Consider the following 17986-nt stretch of genomic DNA (forward strand, 5'->3'; position numbering starts at 1 on the left):
GAGGCGCCCGACGCCGTCGTCGTCGCCAGCGGCGACGGCAGCCCGACGGCGGTGCTGGCGGCGCTGAAGGCGAAAGGCATTCCGGGCAAGGCCGTCAGCCTGGTCGGCACCGACCGCTGGCTCGAGCGCCCGATCGATCCGCTCTATGAGGGCGCCTATATCGCGACGCTCGACCAGAGCGAGACCGGACCGATCGCCGATCGTTTCAAGGCGACCTACAATTATCAGCCTGACGTCAACGTCGCCTACGCCTACGACATGGTGGCGCTGTCGGCCGGCATCGCGAGCTCGGTCGGCCCGAACGGTTTCTCCAAACAGGTGCTGGAAAATACGAGCGGCTTCCGCGGCTCGACCGGCCTGTTCCGCTTCCGCGCCGACGGCTCGAGCCAAAGATCGATGCCGTTTTTTAAGGTGGAAAAGGGTAAGCTGAAGCTGGTGGAGAAACAGACCTCGGGGTTTTGAATTTCACTGGGGTGGTGGGTCGTTGGATTTTCTTAGAAAGCTTCTCATTTTGGCTGTTGTCGGCGCGGTGGGGGCCGGTGCCGTCGCGCTTATCGAACGGCTGATGTTCGATGCGCCGAGACCAGCCGTCTCCGGCGAACCGCCACCTCTGCCCGTCATCAAGAAAAAGCCGGTGCGGCAATGGAAATGGCGCCTGACATAGCTGCGGAACGATCGCGGCTCTCAGCTTCCGCGAAGCTCGCAGTCTTTTGCCTGTGCTATGCCGGGCTAGCCGCCTATCTGTTCCCCAACACCTATTTCGCTGCATTGGGCACGTCCAGGCTGAGGCTGCTTTATCTCTTGTTGCCCTTCCTGATCCTGATCGGGCTGGTCGTCGCGGCAATCATCAGCCAACCACGGGCTCCAGCAAGCTGGCTGCGGCACAAACTGGCGTCACGCGGCCTGGGCGCAACAATCACACTTGGAATTTTCATACTCTGCCTCGCCGCATTCACTGCGTTCAAGCACCAATTCTCGCAGATGGTGCCGTTCTTTGCCGATCAGATCCTGGCAAGGCTCGACGCCGCCATGCATTTCGGCGATCCGTGGAGATGGGCGCGCGCCCTGCCGATCCCAAACATCGTGGATCGGGCGCTCTACATCCTTTATTCGCAGCTTTGGTTCGTTGTGCTTGCCACTGTCGTCGTCGTGGCGGCCTGGCTCGACGACGCATCAAAGCGCCAGCGCTATTTCCTGTCGCTTATCACCTGCGCAGTCGTTCTGGGCGTGGCCGTGAGATTGGCGGCATCGTCGGCCGGGCCGATTTTTTACGACCGGCTGTTCGATCCGGATATGTTCGAGGATCTTATCCGATCGCTTAAGGCAAGCGATGCCGGACCGGACACCCTTCTCATCACCGATTACCTTTATTCGTCGTATACGACCCACAAAGCCTCGATAGGGACAGGCATTTCAGCGATGCCCAGCTTCCACGTCGCTGTTGCCGTGCTGAACGCCCTTTTCCTTTCGAGCTTGAATCGACGGGTCGGCGCCGTAGCGTGGATCTATGCAGGCATAATCCTCTTCGGCTCAGTGTATTTCGGCTGGCACTATGCAATTGACGGTTACTTCTCGATCATCGCGACCGCGGTGATATGGCGCTGCAGCAGGCGCTGCATCACAGGCGCCACGGACCCGTCGAGATGGGGGGCCCTGAAGCAAGGTCAGCCGAAATCAAGATCGGATCTCGTATAACTTCCCGTAGCCATTGCCTGGATTTTTTGAAAGCCGCCGCGCCAGGATCCAGATGACCGGCGTCGCCAGCATGGATGCGTAGCCGTCAACGGCATAGTGCCAGGCCAAATGCACGGCGCCCAATTGAATGGCGATCAGGAAGATCACGCCGGCCCAGCGCAGTACCCCGCCAAAGCGCCACAGATAGATCGCGTTTAGCGTAGCCACGGCTACGTGGAGCGAAGGGAACGCTGATATGCCGCTGCCCAGGCGTGGCCCATCGAGGGCGGCGTTGGCAAGAAGATTCCCCTGTGCGTGGAGAGCCCACACCGGATAGACCGCGTTTGTCTCCTGAAGGTAATTCATCAGTGGGGAGAACGTATCATCGCCGTAGAAAGGTATGATGAAAGCAGGTCCGACCGAGGCAAAAATGGTCGCTGCGGCGTTTCCCAGAAGCACCCAGGTCAGGACAAACGCCACCAGATATTGCGACCGAAGACGCTTATCGCCTGTCGAGAACGTGACGCAAAACAGCACGACGAGCATCACCACGAACCAAAGATTGTAGAGAAGGTTCAGGGCAAAGGTCAGCAGCCCGGCTCCGAGGAGAGGGTGCAATGTCCTCCAGGCGTCCTGGCCGCCATGGATCATCCTGTCGACGGCGATAATTGCGGAATCGGCATAGAAGGGCACTATCCTGCTGAGGCCGCCCTTCATGCTGGTGAAAAGAGAAAAGAAGACAGGCAAGGTCAAGGCAACCGGCAAACCTATGACGAGCCGGTTGGGCAAGTCGTTTTCCAACAAGCGACGGACCAGACGAGGAAGCAGTCGCTCCGGCCGTTCAAGCATGACCCGCGTCGCAACGATGGCAAAGAGGATAAACGTAACTCCGCCCCCGAATAGCAGGAACGGTTCGCTGTAGATCTGAGGATCGAGTGGAATTTGCCAGTAGCTCGCAGCAAAGGCGACCGCCACAGCGTAAGCCGCCACGGTCACGAAGAACGGCCGGTTGGCGTGCCAGGCCTCCGAACAGACATGTGCAAGACCGACCATCGGCATCTTCGGAGTTCTCGAGAAGAGCTTGGCGATCATTAAGCCTCTGGGCGCACGCAGTTTCTCGACAGCCAACCGGCGGCGGCCCAGATGGCGGATGTTGCAAGGATTGAAACATATCCATCGACAGCATAGTGCCAGCCCAGAAGCACCGATCCCAGTTGGATAGCGATTAGAAACGCGATGCCGCCCCACCGCAGCACGCGGCCGAAGCGCCAGAGATAGATCGCGTTCAAGGTCGCGGTAGCGACATGAACCGATGGAAAAGCCGAAATGCCGCTGCCCAGGCGGGGGCCATCAAGCCCGGCATTTGTCAGCAGATAGCTCTGCGTATCCAGCGCCGAAACGGGATAGGTGATATCGGTCGCCTTAAGGTAGTCCATCAGGGGAGAAAACGTACCGTCGCCGTAGAAGGGCATGACGAATGCCGGTCCGACTGAAGCGAAGGCCGCCGCCAAAACGTTGCCTAGCAACACCCAGGTGAGGACGAACGCGACCAAAAACTGGGAACGCAGCCGCTCGTTCCTGGTGGAAAAAACGACGCAAAACAAAACGATGAAAACCTCAGCGAACCAGAGATTGTAGAGAACGTTCAACGAGAAAGTAACAGGGCCGAAGCCAAGCAGAGGATGAAAAAATCTCCAGGCATCGATCCCGCCATGAATTGCCCTGTCGACCGCAGTCAGGGCCGCGTCGGCATAGAATGGTTGAATCTTGCTGATGCCTCCCTTGATGCTGGTGAACACCGAGAAAAAGATCGGGAGAACGAGCGCAACCGGCAATCCGACTATAATTCGGTCCGGCAGCCTGTTAGAAAGCATAAGATTCTTTATGGCGCGCAACGGTTGCACCGGCCGCTCAATGATCAACCGGCCGGAAACCACGACAACAAGAATAAGAGTTACTACAGACCCAAAAAACAAGAAGTTTTTATTGTACAGTTTTACGTCGATGACAATTTTCCAATGCGCCGCAGCGATCAGCGCGATAAGAATATAGGCAATTACCGTCACGAAGAATGGCTGATTGGCGCGCCACGCCGCCGAACTGCTGCGAACCGCCAGCCTCGCTATTGACATCGAAGGACCCCCCGGACCTAAACGCTAGAGCGGTTCACCGTTTCTCGGAAGCCGAACCGCTCTATCTCTTTGTTTTGACGCAACTCCGGACGGAAAACCGTTACACACTTTTCCTGGAATTGCTCTAGTTAAGCTGCTGCAGTACCCCCGAGCTGCTGGCCAGCATCACACCGCCATAGATCTGGAACAGGATTGCGCAGATCGCGGCGGCCGAGATCGGCACGCCGAATGGCACGACACCTTTCCTGTCCATGTGCTGAACGTAGAGACGGAACGCGCCCGCCGGCAGGAGAAAGGGGTTCTTGACCAGTGCCGCGGTTGCCAGCGCGAAGATCAGCAGGAAAATCGTGAACACGACAAGGCCGTTTCCGCCAATCAGAAGCGGCACGGCCGCCATCAGCTTCACGTCCCCGGCGCCCAGCTTGCGCAGGACCCAAAATGGAAACAGCGCCACGAACAGCAGGACACAGCCGATCCCGCTCAGGCCCATGTCCCACCATGATCCGGTCTGCACGGACACGAGCTGGAGCGAACCGAGACCGAGGCATATCAGCAGCAGCACGTCACGGTTGGCAATCTTCTGCGTCGTGAAATCGGTCCAGGCGATCTTGCCAAGGAGCGGGATGGCCAGCGCCCTAAGCAACAGCGACGCGGCAAGCAGAAGGCTCATGACCGCTCTATGTTTTGCACACTGGACGACAGCAGCTTCAGATTATTGGCCACGGTCGGATCGTTGGGCGCGAGCTCATAGGCTTTGAGGAAATTCGTTCGCGCTTCCTGCAGCTTGCCGCGCAGCAGATAGGAGTAGCCCAGGTTGTTGTAATATTCCGGCGTCGCGCCGAGCAAGCGATAGGCCCGGCCATAGGCGAGGTCAGCAAGGTCGAAGCGCCGGATGCGGTCGCAGGAGGCGGCAAGACCCAGCCAGGCGACCCCGTCATTAGGCGCCAGCCGCGTGGCTTTATAGAACAGAGCGCCGGCATTGCCGTAGTTCTCGGAACGGAACTGGGTCTTGGCCTCGGTAACCGCCTGGTCCGATGCATAGTAGTCGACATCGCTGATCGTTTTCAGCCCATCGAAGGTATCGCCGAAGGCGGTGTAGTCGCCTTTTGCAGGCTCGTTGGTGCGCACGACGCCGGTGGTGCCGTTCGTCTGGCAACCTGCAAGAAAGATAAGCAGCAGGCTGGTCGCGAGTGCGAGGCGCTTTGGCCCGGTCATTTTGTGTCCCACGAGTCCCCGAATCTCTTTTATAAGCTAATCATCTGATCGGCTAGAAGAAAATGCCCTTCATGCGAATGATGACCGGTAGCATAATCACCATCATCACCACAGGGAAAATGCAAAGCCCCAGTGGAATCATCATTTTGACGGGCAAAGAATTGGCGCGCTCTTCCGCCTGGAGAATACGCTGGTCGCGCATCTCGGCGCTATAGACGCGCAAAGCCTCCGTCAGGCTGGTGCCGAGCTCTTCCGACTGCCGGAAGAGCACCGCCAAGGCCTTTGCCTCCTCCAAGCCGATACGATCGGCAAGCTCGCGCAGCGCCTCGCGCAATGGCTTGCCGGCGCGTAGTTGCAGATTCATGATCGAGAGCTGGATGCCCAGCCATTTATGAGTGCCGGCGAGTTCGTGGCTGACCCGCTCGACCGCCGCCTCCAGGCTCATGCCCGCATCGGCGCAGGTGATCATCATGTCCATGAAATCGGGAAAGGCGCGACGATAGATCTGCTTCTGCGTGTTCTCGAAACGATCCAGCATGATGCTGGGTATGACGACGCAAGCCAGACCGAGCAGCGCGGAGCCGCCCAAAGCAATGAAACCGGGCAGTCGCGGGGGCAGCACCCACGACAAGAGCGCATACATGATCAGAAAGCCTGCACACACACAGGCGAGGCGACTAAGGGTGTAAATTAAAGGTGCGCTCTTCTGATAGAAACCAGCGCGGAACAGCTTCGCCTCAAGCGCGTCCGGCTGCATGTGTTCCTTTTCAACCGCCCTGAAGTAGGCATCGATCGGCTTCTGCGCTGCAAGCCTGGCGCGCTGATCCTGGCCAAGAATGGATCGCGGGTCGACCGAGCCCTCGCCCAAAAGGCTGTCCGAAACGAGCTTCCGGGTCTGCATTGCGGGCATGAAAACCAGCGCCGCGAACAGGAACAAAGCCACCGCCGCCGCGAAAACGGCGAGGGAGACCAGAAGGGTCAGGTCGTTCATGTTCGAAAGCAGGTTCATGGTCACTCCTAGAAGTCGAAATTGACCATGCGATACATGATGTAGTCGCCAAGCAACGCCCATCCGCCGAAGACGGTGAACACCGGAAAGATGACTGGATTATGCCAGATCTTTCCATAGTACGACGGCGCAATGACCTGCAGTATCAGGAACATTGCGACCGGGAACAGCGAGATAACCCAGGCGGAGACTCGCCCTTCGGCCGAGAGCGCCCTGATCTTCATCCGCAACTTTTGCCGTTCGCGAAGCACGGAGGAAAGATTGGCGAGGATCTCGGTAAGGTTGCCGCCGGTTTTCGATTGGATCGACAAAGAAACCGTCAGCAAATGCAGTCCCTCGAAACCCACGCGTTCCGACAGCTTTCTTACGGCCTGCTCCATGCTGAGCCCGAAGGTGATTTCGTCGGCGACGATGCCGAATTCCGTTCCGAGCGGGTCCGACATCTCACGAGCGACGAGGCCAATGGCAACGGAGGCCGGGTGCCCGGCGCGCAGCGACCGAACTATCATGTCCAGAGCATCGGGGAGTTGCTTGGCGAACTTCTGGATTCGCTTGCTGCGGGCGCGCCGAAGGACAAGAAGCGGCAGGATGAAACCGACGACCAGGAAGACGATAAGGGCTCCAGGCTCGGAAAGGCCGATGAGAAACCAAAGCAGCAACGCCAAAGTGAGGCCCGCGAGGACAAAGCTGGCAGCGAAGGTCAGCGGATTCCCGGTGATTCCCGACTGGGTATAGAGCCTGTTCAGCCAGACCAGGCCGAAGACAAAGTCCCCGGAGTCGGTCAGGCCGCGTTCACGCAATAGGCTTTGCAACGTCTTTTCCGCCGGCGCTTCATCGGCCAGGCGACGAAGCCTGTGATTGACCGCGGCGAAACGTGAGCGCCGACTGGCGAGCGAGAGATAGAAGGCTTCACCGGCTAGAATGACGGAAGCCGCCGCAACGGCGTAGATAAAATAGAGAAGCGCCTGTCCAGTCAGCATCACAAGGCAACCTGCGGGTTGAAAACATCCTTGCCAAAGTGGAGACCAAGCGTGGCGGCCTCGGCGGCGAACCGCGGACGAACCCCGGTCGCGCGAAACTCCCCTATGATCGATCCGTCGGCGGCCACATCGCGTCTGACAAAGTGATAGATTTCCTGCAACTGGACGACATTGCCTTCCATACCCGTCAGCTCCGAGATGGAGACCACACGCCGGCCGCCATCGGAAAGGCGTTGCGTCTGCACGATGATGTCGATTGCGGAGGCGATCTGAGCGCGGATGGACTCATGAGTCATCGGCATGCCGGCCATGCCGACCATCTGCTCCAGGCGCGATATGGCATCGCGCGGCGTGTTGGCGTGGATCGTCGTCATCGAGCCTTCATGGCCGGTGTTCATGGCCTGTAGCATGTCGAAGGCCTCCTCGCCGCGCACTTCGCCGACGATGATGCGATCCGGCCGCATGCGCAGCGCGTTCTTGACCAGTTCGCGCTGGCGGACTTCGCCCTTGCCCTCGACATTGGGCGGACGCGTTTCCAACCGGCCGACATGCGGCTGCTGCAATTGCAGTTCCGCAGCATCCTCGATGGTGACCAGGCGCTCCTTGGCGGGAATATAGCTCGACAACGCGTTGAGCAGCGTCGTCTTGCCGCTGCCGGTGCCGCCCGAGACCAGGATCGATTTGCGCGCCTGCACGGCGATCCGCAGCATGTCGATCATCGGCTGGCGGATCGAGTTGAATGCCATCAAGCGTTCGAGCGAATACGGATTTTTGGAGAATTTTCGGATCGACACCAGCGGGCCGTCAACTGAGATCGGCCGCACCGCGATGTTGACGCGCGAGCCGTCGTCGAGACGCGCATCGACCATTGGCGACGATTCATCGACGCGCCGGCCGATGTTCGAGACGATCTTGTTGATGACGCGCAGAAGATGCGGCTCGTCGCGAAAACGGATCGAGGTTTCCTCGATCGCGCCGCGGCGCTCGATGAAGACGCGTTCATGCGTGTTTATCATTATATCGGTGATCGAGTCGTCCTTGAGCAGCGGCTCGATCGGACCCAGGCCCAACATCTCGTCCGCCGTATCGCTGGTCAGCTGATCGAGCTCGCGCGCGTTGAGCGGCACATTCCGACCACGCACGAATTCGCGCACGATCGGCCGGATCTCACTGAGGATCTCATCCTTCGATGCATTCTCAAGGGTGGCAAGATTGAACCTGTCTATGAGATGGCGATGCAGGTCTACCTTGAGCGACAGGAAATCGTCGGAAGCTGGCTCCGCCGGGGCCGGCTGTACGACTGCCGCGCCATTCGCCACCACGGGCACGGCCGTTGATTGCGGCGTGCGCTGCTCACTCGGCCCTTTGATGAAGCGACCCAACATGGCGCTGACCCCCTGCCAATTTCCCCCAACAGCGAAACTAAGCGTTAACCACAAGGGGCACAAGCGGCGTAGAGGACACAGTGGAAGTATTACTTCCGACATAGTTAAGAAAACCGCATTGGAGAAATCGTTTTATTTTTCCCTGCTCCTGACGCACCGACCAAAGTCTTAGGACCTCCGTCACCTCAAAGGCACCTGTTCGGGTAAATTGCCAGATATAGTGACTTATGCATGATCCCTAATGTTTTGGAACCCTCGGCCGAACGAGGCAGAATTGTGAACGAATGGTTAAGATCGCTTGAAAAATGAAGCGAATCAAGCTCTTGTGAAAAATGAGAAACCTTCGGATCGAGTATTGAAAGGTTAACGGACTGTTAATCCGTTTGACTCGGCTTTTTTGCGGGACAAGGATTGAACGTGACGGGGGATGCTTGGGTATGGGGTTCATTCCTTGGCTCTGTCTCGTCGGGTTCAAACCTCCAAAGGGAGAAATTGGCATGAAAAAGCTCATGACGATGACCCGGCAGTTCCGCGACGACGAAAACGGCGCTGCTATGGTCGAATATTCGATCCTGATCGGCATCATCGCGGTCGCCGCGATCGGCTTCATCATTGGTATCGGGGGCTGGGTGACGGGCCGCTTCTCGGGTCTGTGCAGCGCCATGGACAACTCCGGCATCGGTTCCTGCGCCAGCGGTGCGGGTTCTTGATCGTTTGAAGAAAATCAGGCCCGGGTTGTCCAAATCCGGGCCTGCATTCAATCGTGGCGGGGCGTATCCCGCGTTATTGGCTCGGGGCTTGGGGTTATGCGCGCCAACACACTCATTATGATCGTTCTGGCCGGCATATTCGGTGTGCTGGCGGTCGTTCTCATCAATATTTGGCTGGCGGGCCAGCGCAATGCGCTTGCACAATCCAACGGCGTGCAAGCAGGCAGCATTGTGGTCGCGGCAATGCCGCTGAAATTCGGCGACACGCTGAGCGCCGACAAATTGCGCGAAATCGCATGGCCGGTCGGGGCGGTGCCGACGGGGGCCTTCAAGACAGTAAAAGAGGCCCTGGCCGGCAGTGGGACGCGTCAGGCCCTGCAGCCGATCAGCGTCAACGAACCGGTTTTGGCCAGCAAGATCACCGGCGCCGGACAGCGCGCCACCCTCTCGGCAGTGCTCGCCGAAGGCATGAAGGCCGTTTCCATTCGCGTGAACGACGTGCTGGGCGTTGCCGGATTTGTCTTCCCTGGTGACCGGGTGGATATTCTCCTGACCCGCAGCGTGCGCAGCGACCAAGGCGCCGACAAGAGTTTCGTCGACGTGCTGCTGCAAAGCGTGAAGGTGCTTGCCGTCGACCAGGTCGCCGACGAGAGCAAGGAAAATCCGCAAGTGGTGAAAGCGGTGACCGTTGAAGTGAGCACCAAGGATGCGCAGAAGCTGACTCTAGCCGCCGGCGCCGGCCAGTTGTCGCTGGCGCTCCGTCAGGCCGCGGGCAGCAAAGGCGAGACGACCGAGCGTGTGACGCTCGCCGATCTGACCGGCGACACGCCGGACGATGTCGCGAAACGTCAGGCAGAGCTCGACAGGCAGAAGGCTGCGGAGGAAGCGGCGGCAGCCGAGGAGCGCAAGCGCGCCAACGAAAAGATCGACGGGCTCGCCCAGGCGGTAGACCGGGTGGGCAGCAAGCTCGATCAGTTGAGCAAGGTGAAGCCGGCTGTGGCGCCCGCACCACAAGTGCAGGAAGTTGTAAAGGAAGTAGTTAAATATGTGCAGCCGGAGCCGCCGGCCCGCGCTACAATCGGCGTCTTCCGGGGCGTGAAGCTCGAAACGTATGACGTGCCGCGCCAACGTTAGAAACGCCCGGCAAACGAGGGGCTGCCAATTGGCAGCAGTGGGAGACGAGGCATGAAGGGATTCTGGGTGAGGACAGCGGCGGCCGCGCTGTCCCTGTTGAGCGTATCGGCGATCTCTGGCCACCCGGCCATAGCGGCTGACCGCTTCATCGATGTGTCGAGCCCGTCGCTGCACCGCGTGTTCGTGCCCGTTTCTCAATCCGCCACGATCCAGGTCAATGCGACGCTGGGCGATATCGTCGTCGGTGACGAAAAGATCGCCGATGCCCAGCCGATGACCGACAAGACGCTCTACATCATCGGCAAGAGCGTCGGCACCACCACGGTCAACCTGTTTTCCGAGGACAAGCGCTCGCTGGGCGCCATCCAGATCGAGGTAGGCCAGGATGTCAGCGACATGGCAGTAGCCATTCGCCAGGTGGCGCCGAAGGCCCGCATTGAAATCGGCTCGATCAACGGCAAGGTGCGACTGAGCGGCCACGTCAAGGACGCCGCGACGCTGGCATCTATCGTGGAGGTGACACAGCAATACGGCCCCGACGCCATCATCAATGCAGTCACCATCGACGACAGCGAGCAGGTCAATCTGTCGGTGCGCATCCTGGAGGCCAAGCGCAATGCAGGGCGCGATCTGGGCGTGTCGTTCAGGAGCACAAACAGGAGCGGCACGACGCGAACCGGCACTGGCATCGCCGCAGTCGACAAAGACAACGTGGTGGCCGGGACCGGGGATATTTTGACCGGGCTGCTGTCCAATACCAATCCGTTCGCTGCATTGATTACCCGTATCATCGACAGCAACATCAAGGTCGACCTGATCATCGAGGCGCTGGAAGCAAAGGGCGTTGTGCGCACGCTGGCCGAACCGAACCTCACCACGGTTTCCGGCGAGACGGCCAGCTTCAATGCCGGCGGCGAAGTGCCGGTGCGCAGCGTCAACAGCCAAGGTGAAGTCGAGATCGTATTCAAGCAGTTCGGCGTCAATCTGAACTTCACGCCGGTGGTGCTGGACGACGGTAAGATCCACATCAAGCTGGCGCCGGAAGTGAGCGACCTGACCGGCTTCACCGCCGCCGGCGACCCTATCTTCACGAATCGCAAGCTGGCGACCGTCGTCGACCTGCGCGACGGCCAAAGCTTCGCGGTCGGCGGCCTGCTCTCCAGCAAGAACACCATACAGCAGGAACAGGTGCCGTGGATTGGCCAGGTGCCGATCATCGGCGCGCTGTTCCACAATTCGAGCACGCAGAAGGAAGAGACGGAGCTGGTGGTCATCGTGACGCCGCATCTCGTGCGGCCGGTAAGGCCCGGCCAGCAGCTTGCGACGCCCTTCGACAAGACGAAACCGGCCAACGACCCGGAGCTTTTCCTGCTCGGCCAGCTCGAAGTCAACAAGGACATGATCCGGAAGTATGAGCATGGCGACGGCGTCACCGGCCCCTACGGCCACATGCTGGATGTGAAATCGAAGGACAAGCTGGTCTATGTCAAGAAATAAGCTCCTGTTTGTCCTTCTCGGTTCCAGCCTGCTTGCGGGCTGCGCGGCGGACTATCTGCACAATTACGACACGATGACCCTGGCGTCGGGCGATACGCAGAAAGCCAATGAGCTGCTGCAGACGGTCGATCCGTACAACCCGGCTTCGAACAACACCAAGATCGAAGGCGACGGCGCACGGTCGGTCGCCGTCGTCCAGAAATACAGACTGGGGCCAGGCGGGTCGGCGCCGGCGACGAGCATGACGGTCGGTCCATCGAGCGAGACCAGCGCAGCGAAGTAAACAGAAGGATGCGGTGCGTCAGGCGAGCGAGGACGCCTGGCACGAATGGAACAGAGAGTAGATCATGTTGAGGACCATTCGTGAATTCTGGAACGATCAACGCGGCATAGCGATGATCCTTGTCGCCATCATGCTGCCGGTGCTTGTCGGCTTTGCATTGGTGACTATCGACATGAGCCGGGCCACCGGACTGCACAACGATCTGCAGAAAGGTGTCGACGCGCTGGCGCTTGCGGCAGCGGCGGAGCTCGACGGCAGAGCTGATAGCATCACCAGAGCCGATAGGGCCGTCACCAATCTCCTCGCCAACAGGACGCTGTTTTCGACATCGGGCAATCACCAACTCGCCCTGTCCGATGTAACGGTAACTTATTTGACTGGAATACCGGCCAGCGACAACACGCGACTAAGCGCCGCCGGTGTCGACTCGGACGGCGTGAACTGGGCCAGCACGGATCCAAAGGCTGTGACGTTCGCGGAAGTGACGGTGAACCCGTCAGGCCTGGCTGATGGCGCGGGCGCCTTCGCAACGATTTTTCCAGCCAACTTCATGGGTGCCAGCGACACCATGGACATTGATCCCCAGGCGGTGGCCGGGTTCACCCAGTCCATATGCGAAACCGTGCCGATCTTCATGTGCAACCCGTTCGAGACCGACACGCCGGCAACCAGCAAAACGATCCAGCAGGCGTTCGCATCGGGCGACACCTACAGTCGCGAATTTCGTATCCTCAAGGTCGACAGCAACCCCGGCCCCGGCAACTTCGGCCTGATCGACAACAACCTGAGTTCGCTGCGCGATGCTATAGCGATTGGCACTGCTGGCACGTGCTATAACCGAGATGCGCTCACCACGAAGACCGGCGTCACCTTGGGCCAGGTGAATACCGGACTGAATACCCGGTTCGATCTCTATAGCGGGTCACTGAATAAGGAAAACAAGAACTGGCAGTACCGACCGGCAAGCAACGTCCGCAAGGGCCAGAAGACCGGCTGCAGCAAATACGACCCTGTTGCTGATGGGACGGCGCTGCCCCTCCCTCCCGGCAACAATTACGTCGATTCAAAAGGAATGTCCGACAAGATCACCAATGCAACGACCTTTTGGTCGACATACTGGAGCGTCAATCACAAGGGAGCCGCTTTTCCGAGCATTCCAAGCGCGACCAACCCGATATCGAGCACCCAACCGCCTTCTCGATATGACGTCTATAAATATGAGATCGCGAACGGCCTCGTAGGAGATCAATCAAAGAATCCGACGAAAGAAACCGGGACGCCGTCGTGCTTCAAGGGTGACACGCCGACGGCGGATCCCGATCGCAGGCTCCTCAACATGGCAATCGTCGACTGCATCGCCAACAGGGACAAACTTAACGGACACGTCCAGATTAAACCGGACGGCTATGCGAGCGTGTTCATCAACACTCCGGTTCAAAAGCAGGACAACACCAAGGACCCTGAGGATCCTACAGCCGGCGAGAAGCCGATCAGTCTCGAGATCGTCGATGTCGACGGCGGGTTTGCGAATAATACTCTTGTCGACAAAGCATTTCGAAACGAGGCTCAGTTGTATCGGTGAGTCTCATGACCAAGCTCAGACAAATCATTCGACTCTTCCGGCGCGACGAGGACGGCACAGCCTTGGTCGAAATGGCGATCGTCGCACCCTTTGTGCTCCTGTTGTCAGCCGGCGTGTTCGAGTTCTCCAATATGTTGAACACACGTCTGCTCCTCGAGGCCGGCGTCGAGGATGCGGCTCGCTACATGGCGCGCTGCAGCAGCGATTGGGACACCTGTTCGGGATTGGCAAAAAACCTCGCGGTGAACGGTGCCGTGACTGGCGGCAGCGCGAGGGTCACCGGTTGGACTACAACGGAAGTAACGGTCAGCAAATCCTCGACCGCGGCAGTCGACCCTGGCACCGGCACCCAGCTCTATCTCAGCAGCAAGAGCACCGTCGACGTGGTGACGGTCAGCACGTCGTATACGTATCCTGATGTCGGGTTTTGGTCCTATCTTGGCTTTGGTGACCTCACTCTCAGCGTTGCCCATCAGGAGCGTGTCTTCGGATGGTGACGCCGCGCAACAGGTTCTGGGGCTGCCAGTCTGGGGCGGCGATGATTGAAGCGGCTATCGCAATGCCGTTGCTGTTGACCCTGCTGCTTGGCTTCGTCGACTTCGGATACGCCTTCTACCAATGGAACGCGGCAAACAAAGCGGTCCAGGCAGGTGCTCGGCTGGCGCAAATTTCCGCTCCCGTTGCCAGCGGACTCTCATCCGAGACGTTGACACAAAGCGACTTAGCCAAAGTCGGTACCGCGGTGCCGGCAAACACTTACAACTACATCTGCACCGCCAATAGCGCCGGAGTTGCCTCCTGCGTTTGCGGAGCAGGTGCCACCTGCCAAAACCTCAACGTGAGCCAGGCCGCCTTCGACCTGATCTTCAGCGGCAGCACCAGCCGCGCCGGGATGCAGACTTTCCTGCCAATGCTGAAGAAGTCCGAGGTTCGGATTCAGTATCAGGCATCCGGGCTTGGCTATTGGACGCGCCCAAGTGGACCGGTGCCGACCATTACCGTCAGCATCATCAACCATCAATTCCAGTTCTTCTTCCTGGGCGCACTGCTCGGGTTCGGCAACATGAGCATGCCTTCCATGCTGAGTACAGTAACGGGTGAAGATTTAAAGAGTACATGGCCATGAACGCCATCGACACCAGAGTTCTGCCCACGAAACGCAAGCAGGTCGCGCTGTTTTCGTCCGATCCGAATTTCAGGCACGACGTGACCACCCGGCTCGACGCGCTGGCGATCTACGACGTCAGGGTTTCGGAGGCGGTCGAGTTCCTCAAGGGGCCGCCGGTCGATACGCGTCCCGGCATCATTATCCTCGATCTCGGCAATGGCGAATTGCTCGGCAGCAACGCGCTCGTCGAGGCGCGCTCGACCTGGGCCTCGGTGCCGCTGATCGCGGTCTCGGGCGAGCTGACGTCGGAACAGACGCGCGTCCTGGTGCGCATGAATGCGTCGGACTGGCTGCACAAGCCGCTCGACCCCAAGGAACTGCTCAACGCCGTCACCTTCCACGACACCGGCAACCAGGGCACCAAAAGCCGGATCGTCACCTTCATTGCCGCCAGCGGCGGCGCCGGCGCGACCACGCTTGCCATCTCGGCGGCGGAGCATCTCGCCTCGAAATCGACCGAGCGGGCGGCCTCGACCTGCCTCGTCGACCTCGACTTCCAGAGCGCCAATTGCGGCGCCTATCTCAACCAGTTCAACCAGTTCGACCTCACGGGCATCATCGGCCAGCCGGACCGGCTCGATGTCGAGCTGATGGACGTCATCAAGCTGTCGAGGCCGTCCGGCCTGACCCTCTATTCCTTCGAGCGGCCGCAACTGCCGTTCGAGCCGCACGGCGCCGATTTCGTCTTCCGCCTGCTCGACCTCGTCGCCTACCGCTTCGACGACATCGTCATCGACCTGCCGAACATCGAGACGCCATGGCACAATTCGGTGCTGCAGACGAGCGACGAGATCTTCATCGTCTTCGAGCTCAACGTCGCCTCGCTTCGGCAGGGCAAGCGGCTCTACAAGAAGATCCGCGAATTGCGCGGCAACGCCGTCTCGATCACACTGGTCGCCAACAAGCACAAGCGCAAATGGTTCGGCAACCACTTCTCGCGCAGCGAGCTGGAGAAGATCTTCAAGGCGCCGCACATCAAGTCGCTGGCGCTCGACAACGCGCTGCTGGCCGACGCGCTGAACCGCGCTATCCTGCCCTCCGAGGTGGACGGGCGGGCCCGCTTCAACAAGGAGCTGAAGCGCATGTTCAAGGAGCGGCTGGACAATGCCCAGCGCTAGAGCAATTCCAGGAAAAGTGCGCAGCGGTTTTCCGTCCGGAATTGCGTCAAAGCAAATGCGGCGGATAGCGACACGCCTTGCCGGCGCCTGCTTGGTCAGCATCGCGCTGGCGCCGGCCTGCGGTTTCGCGGAAGCCGGATCGGGGCTGCCGCCGCTTCCCGCCATGGGCCCCAGCCTGCGCAAGACGGTCGCCTTCCAGACCGGCGAGCAGCCCGGGACCATCATCATCCGCAAAAGCGAGAAGGCGCTCTATCTGGTCACCAGCAAGGGCCAGGCGCTGCGCTACCAGATCAGCGTCGGCCGCGACGGCTTCGGCTGGACCGGCACGGTCAGGATAGCAGCCAAGACCGAATGGCCGGAATGGCGCCCGCCGAAAGAGATGCGCGTCCGCCGACCGGAACTGCCGGCGATGGTGCCCGCCGGCCCCTACAATCCGCTCGGCGCCAGGGCGCTGTATCTGTCGCGCGACGGGCGCGACACGCTCTATCGCATCCATGGCACCAACGATCCCAAGGGCGTCGGCTTCGACGGCACGTCCGGATGCTTCAGGCTGACGAACACAGATGTGATCGATCTCTTCAAGCGCGTCGCGGTGGGCGCAAAGGTGGTGGTTGAATGACGATGATCAGCGAGCCGGAGATTCCGGCAATCGAACTCGGCGAACGGGAAAAAGCCCCGGGCGGACCAAACCGAGCGGTGACAATCGGCGTCGTCGCCGCCGGCGCGGCGCTCGTCACCTTCGTCAACGTGACGGCCGCCATCTATCTTTATCGCGGCGTCAACGACCTTAGGGCATTGGAGGCGCGGCTGGACCAGCTCGGCCAGTTCGAGCAGCGGATCGGCGCCCGCATCGATACCGTCAACAACGGCTTCCAGAGCCGGTTCGAGACGCTGGACCGGCAGTTGCAGGCGAGCTTCGGCCATATCAACGGCAACATTGCCCGGCTGGAGCAGGGCCAGCCGGCAGCCGCCGACGCCGAGATGCCGCGGGCGCCAGAGCCCGGTTTCGCCGGCACGACCGTGGCGGAGGCGTCGGCAGTTGAAAACCCCGGGCCGGACTCCGTCGAGGCCTCGCCGACGTTCAAGCGGAAGGCCGCGCCGCCCGGACCCAATCCGTCCTATCAGCGCATCCAGCAGGCCGACGGCAAAGTCTATTACAAGAAGATCAACTGACGCGGCGCCGGGCGACAGAGCGGTTCACCGCTTCACTGAAGCGGCTCTGTCTCTTTGTTTTTGACGCAATTCCGAACGGAAAACCGCTTCACACTTTTCCTGGAATTGCTCCAGCGGATGGCATTTCGATCAGTGCGGCTTAAAGGTCACGCTGCAGCGCCAGGACGCGGCCGGCGCGGGCTTCGGCGCGCAGCCTTGCCTCGCGCAGGAAGGCGACATGGCAATAGGCGCAGGCCGCAAGGCCAAGGCACAGCACCAGGCAGTTTTTCAAGGTGAAGTCGATCGCCAGCGAGAATTGAAAGCCGCGCGGCGCGGTGAAGGTGGCGATCGTGCTCGCCGTTTCCGAATGGCTGCCGGCCGCTATCATCAGCCCGGCGAACATCAGCGCGGCATGGTTGGCGAGGAAGAAACCGGCGGATCTTTTGGCCTGGCAGGCCATCCAGCAGGCGGCCGACGCGACGAAGATGATGGCGGCGTTCAGCACCATCGAGCCGCCGAGATAGAAGTCCACCTGCTGCCAGAACATCGTCGAGAAGGGGCGCAGCTCGAGCCAGATGCGCCACATGGTCGGGCTGGCCGAATAAGTTCCGAGCAGGAATGTCGCCGTCCGCTCCGCCGCCAGCAGGAACAGCATGAGGGCCGGGAAGGCAAACAGCAGTATCGGCTTGCGCGTCATGTCATCCCCTCGACATCCGATGCTCGACTGTAGACCGCATTGGTTGCGCGAGACTTAACGCAACGCCTTGCTTTTCAAGCAATGTCGCCGACGCCTAATGTATGATCCGGTGAAACGACGAGGCGCGCTTTGGGCGAGGAGAAATCGACCGGCCGGCTTGCCACGACGCTCGGCGGCCTCGGGCTGGTCGCCGGCGCGCTGCTGATTGCCGCGTCCAGCCGCTGGCTGCCGGGCGAACTCCCCTCCCCGC

At 60.1% G+C, this 17986-nt stretch carries 20 protein-coding genes; 12 read left to right on the top strand and 8 right to left on the bottom strand.

The window, feature by feature from the left end; translation table 11 throughout:
* Together DH10_RS25405 and DH10_RS25410 are read left to right on the top strand one after the other, a co-directional pair.
* The coding region (locus DH10_RS25405) for a type 1 periplasmic-binding domain-containing protein (RefSeq protein ID WP_485020601.1) at positions 1–462 on the top strand (462 nt) is incomplete at its 5' end.
* A gap of 339 nt (positions 463–801) precedes the next feature.
* A complete protein-coding gene (locus DH10_RS25410; RefSeq protein WP_192245364.1) occupies positions 802–1695 on the top strand; it encodes a phosphatase PAP2 family protein in 894 nt (297 codons plus the stop codon).
* Here the strand turns inward: DH10_RS25410 and DH10_RS25415 are convergent.
* The 7 genes from DH10_RS25415 to DH10_RS25445 all read right to left on the bottom strand — a co-directional run bounded on the left by DH10_RS25415 (position 1675) and on the right by DH10_RS25445 (position 8395).
* A complete protein-coding gene (locus DH10_RS25415) occupies positions 1675–2766 on the bottom strand; it encodes a phosphatase PAP2 family protein (protein WP_192245362.1) in 1092 nt (363 codons plus the stop codon). The genes DH10_RS25410 and DH10_RS25415 overlap by 21 nt on opposite strands.
* Positions 2766–3806, bottom strand: a complete 1041-nt coding sequence (locus tag DH10_RS25420) for a phosphatase PAP2 family protein (protein WP_192245361.1) — start codon at positions 3804–3806, stop codon at positions 2766–2768. The genes DH10_RS25415 and DH10_RS25420 overlap by 1 nt, the downstream gene beginning before the upstream one ends.
* 124 nt (positions 3807–3930) lie before the next feature.
* A complete protein-coding gene (locus DH10_RS25425; RefSeq protein ID WP_192245359.1) occupies positions 3931–4476 on the bottom strand; it encodes an A24 family peptidase in 546 nt (181 codons plus the stop codon).
* The gene (locus DH10_RS25430) at positions 4473–5021 is read right to left on the bottom strand and encodes a tetratricopeptide repeat protein (protein ID WP_192245357.1); all 549 of its coding nucleotides are present in this window, start codon (positions 5019–5021) and stop codon (positions 4473–4475) included. The genes DH10_RS25425 and DH10_RS25430 overlap by 4 nt, the downstream gene beginning before the upstream one ends.
* A 52-nt stretch (positions 5022–5073) precedes the next feature.
* Positions 5074–6030, bottom strand: a complete 957-nt coding sequence (locus DH10_RS25435) for a type II secretion system F family protein (protein ID WP_246505909.1) — start codon at positions 6028–6030, stop codon at positions 5074–5076.
* Between the two features lie 8 nt (positions 6031–6038).
* Positions 6039–7010 carry a type II secretion system F family protein gene (locus tag DH10_RS25440; RefSeq protein ID WP_192245355.1) on the bottom strand — a complete coding sequence of 324 codons (972 nt, stop codon included), beginning with the start codon at positions 7008–7010 and terminating at the stop codon, positions 6039–6041.
* Positions 7010–8395 carry a TadA family conjugal transfer-associated ATPase gene (locus tag DH10_RS25445; protein WP_192245353.1) on the bottom strand — a complete coding sequence of 462 codons (1386 nt, stop codon included), beginning with the start codon at positions 8393–8395 and terminating at the stop codon, positions 7010–7012. Before DH10_RS25445 ends, DH10_RS25440 begins: the two co-directional genes overlap by 1 nt.
* Positions 8396–8892: 497 nt before the next feature.
* On the opposite strand from DH10_RS25445, the gene DH10_RS25450 reads away from it, so the two are divergent.
* The 10 genes from DH10_RS25450 (at position 8893) to DH10_RS25495 (ending at position 17060) form a co-directional block, all read left to right on the top strand.
* Complete coding sequence (locus DH10_RS25450) at positions 8893–9105, top strand: Flp family type IVb pilin (RefSeq protein ID WP_192245351.1); 213 nt, start codon at positions 8893–8895, stop codon at positions 9103–9105.
* A 96-nt stretch (positions 9106–9201) separates the two neighbouring features.
* The gene (cpaB, locus tag DH10_RS25455; protein WP_192245349.1) at positions 9202–10239 is read left to right on the top strand and encodes a Flp pilus assembly protein CpaB; all 1038 of its coding nucleotides are present in this window, start codon (positions 9202–9204) and stop codon (positions 10237–10239) included.
* A gap of 51 nt (positions 10240–10290) precedes the next feature.
* Entirely contained in the window at positions 10291–11736 is a 1446-nt protein-coding gene (locus DH10_RS25460; protein ID WP_192245347.1) for a type II and III secretion system protein family protein, read from the top strand.
* Positions 11723–12019 carry an outer membrane protein assembly factor BamD gene (locus DH10_RS25465; RefSeq protein ID WP_192245345.1) on the top strand — a complete coding sequence of 99 codons (297 nt, stop codon included), beginning with the start codon at positions 11723–11725 and terminating at the stop codon, positions 12017–12019. The genes DH10_RS25460 and DH10_RS25465 overlap by 14 nt, the downstream gene beginning before the upstream one ends.
* 64 nt (positions 12020–12083) lie before the next feature.
* On the top strand, positions 12084–13601 hold the full coding sequence (locus DH10_RS25470) for a TadE/TadG family type IV pilus assembly protein (RefSeq protein ID WP_192245343.1): 1518 nt from the start codon (positions 12084–12086) through the stop codon (positions 13599–13601).
* A gap of 5 nt (positions 13602–13606) precedes the next feature.
* Positions 13607–14098, top strand: coding sequence for a TadE/TadG family type IV pilus assembly protein (locus DH10_RS25475; protein ID WP_192385488.1), 492 nt, complete (start codon positions 13607–13609; stop codon positions 14096–14098).
* The gene (locus DH10_RS25480; RefSeq protein WP_192245339.1) at positions 14092–14727 is read left to right on the top strand and encodes a TadE/TadG family type IV pilus assembly protein; all 636 of its coding nucleotides are present in this window, start codon (positions 14092–14094) and stop codon (positions 14725–14727) included. Before DH10_RS25475 ends, DH10_RS25480 begins: the two co-directional genes overlap by 7 nt.
* A complete protein-coding gene (locus DH10_RS25485) occupies positions 14724–15887 on the top strand; it encodes a CpaE/TadZ family protein (protein WP_192245337.1) in 1164 nt (387 codons plus the stop codon). The genes DH10_RS25480 and DH10_RS25485 overlap by 4 nt, the downstream gene beginning before the upstream one ends.
* Before the next feature lie 55 nt (positions 15888–15942).
* On the top strand, positions 15943–16506 hold the full coding sequence (locus tag DH10_RS25490) for a L,D-transpeptidase (protein WP_192245335.1): 564 nt from the start codon (positions 15943–15945) through the stop codon (positions 16504–16506).
* Positions 16503–17060, top strand: coding sequence for a hypothetical protein (locus DH10_RS25495; RefSeq protein WP_192245333.1), 558 nt, complete (start codon positions 16503–16505; stop codon positions 17058–17060). The genes DH10_RS25490 and DH10_RS25495 overlap by 4 nt, the downstream gene beginning before the upstream one ends.
* Before the next feature lie 139 nt (positions 17061–17199).
* Here the strand turns inward: DH10_RS25495 and DH10_RS25500 are convergent, their stop codons facing one another.
* Entirely contained in the window at positions 17200–17736 is a 537-nt protein-coding gene (locus tag DH10_RS25500) for a hypothetical protein (RefSeq protein ID WP_192245331.1), read from the bottom strand.
* Positions 17737–17986 lie beyond the last annotated feature (250 nt).

Origin of the sequence: Mesorhizobium silamurunense, from assembly GCF_014843825.1 — a bacterium.
Classification (GTDB): domain Bacteria; phylum Pseudomonadota; class Alphaproteobacteria; order Rhizobiales; family Rhizobiaceae; genus Mesorhizobium; species Mesorhizobium silamurunense.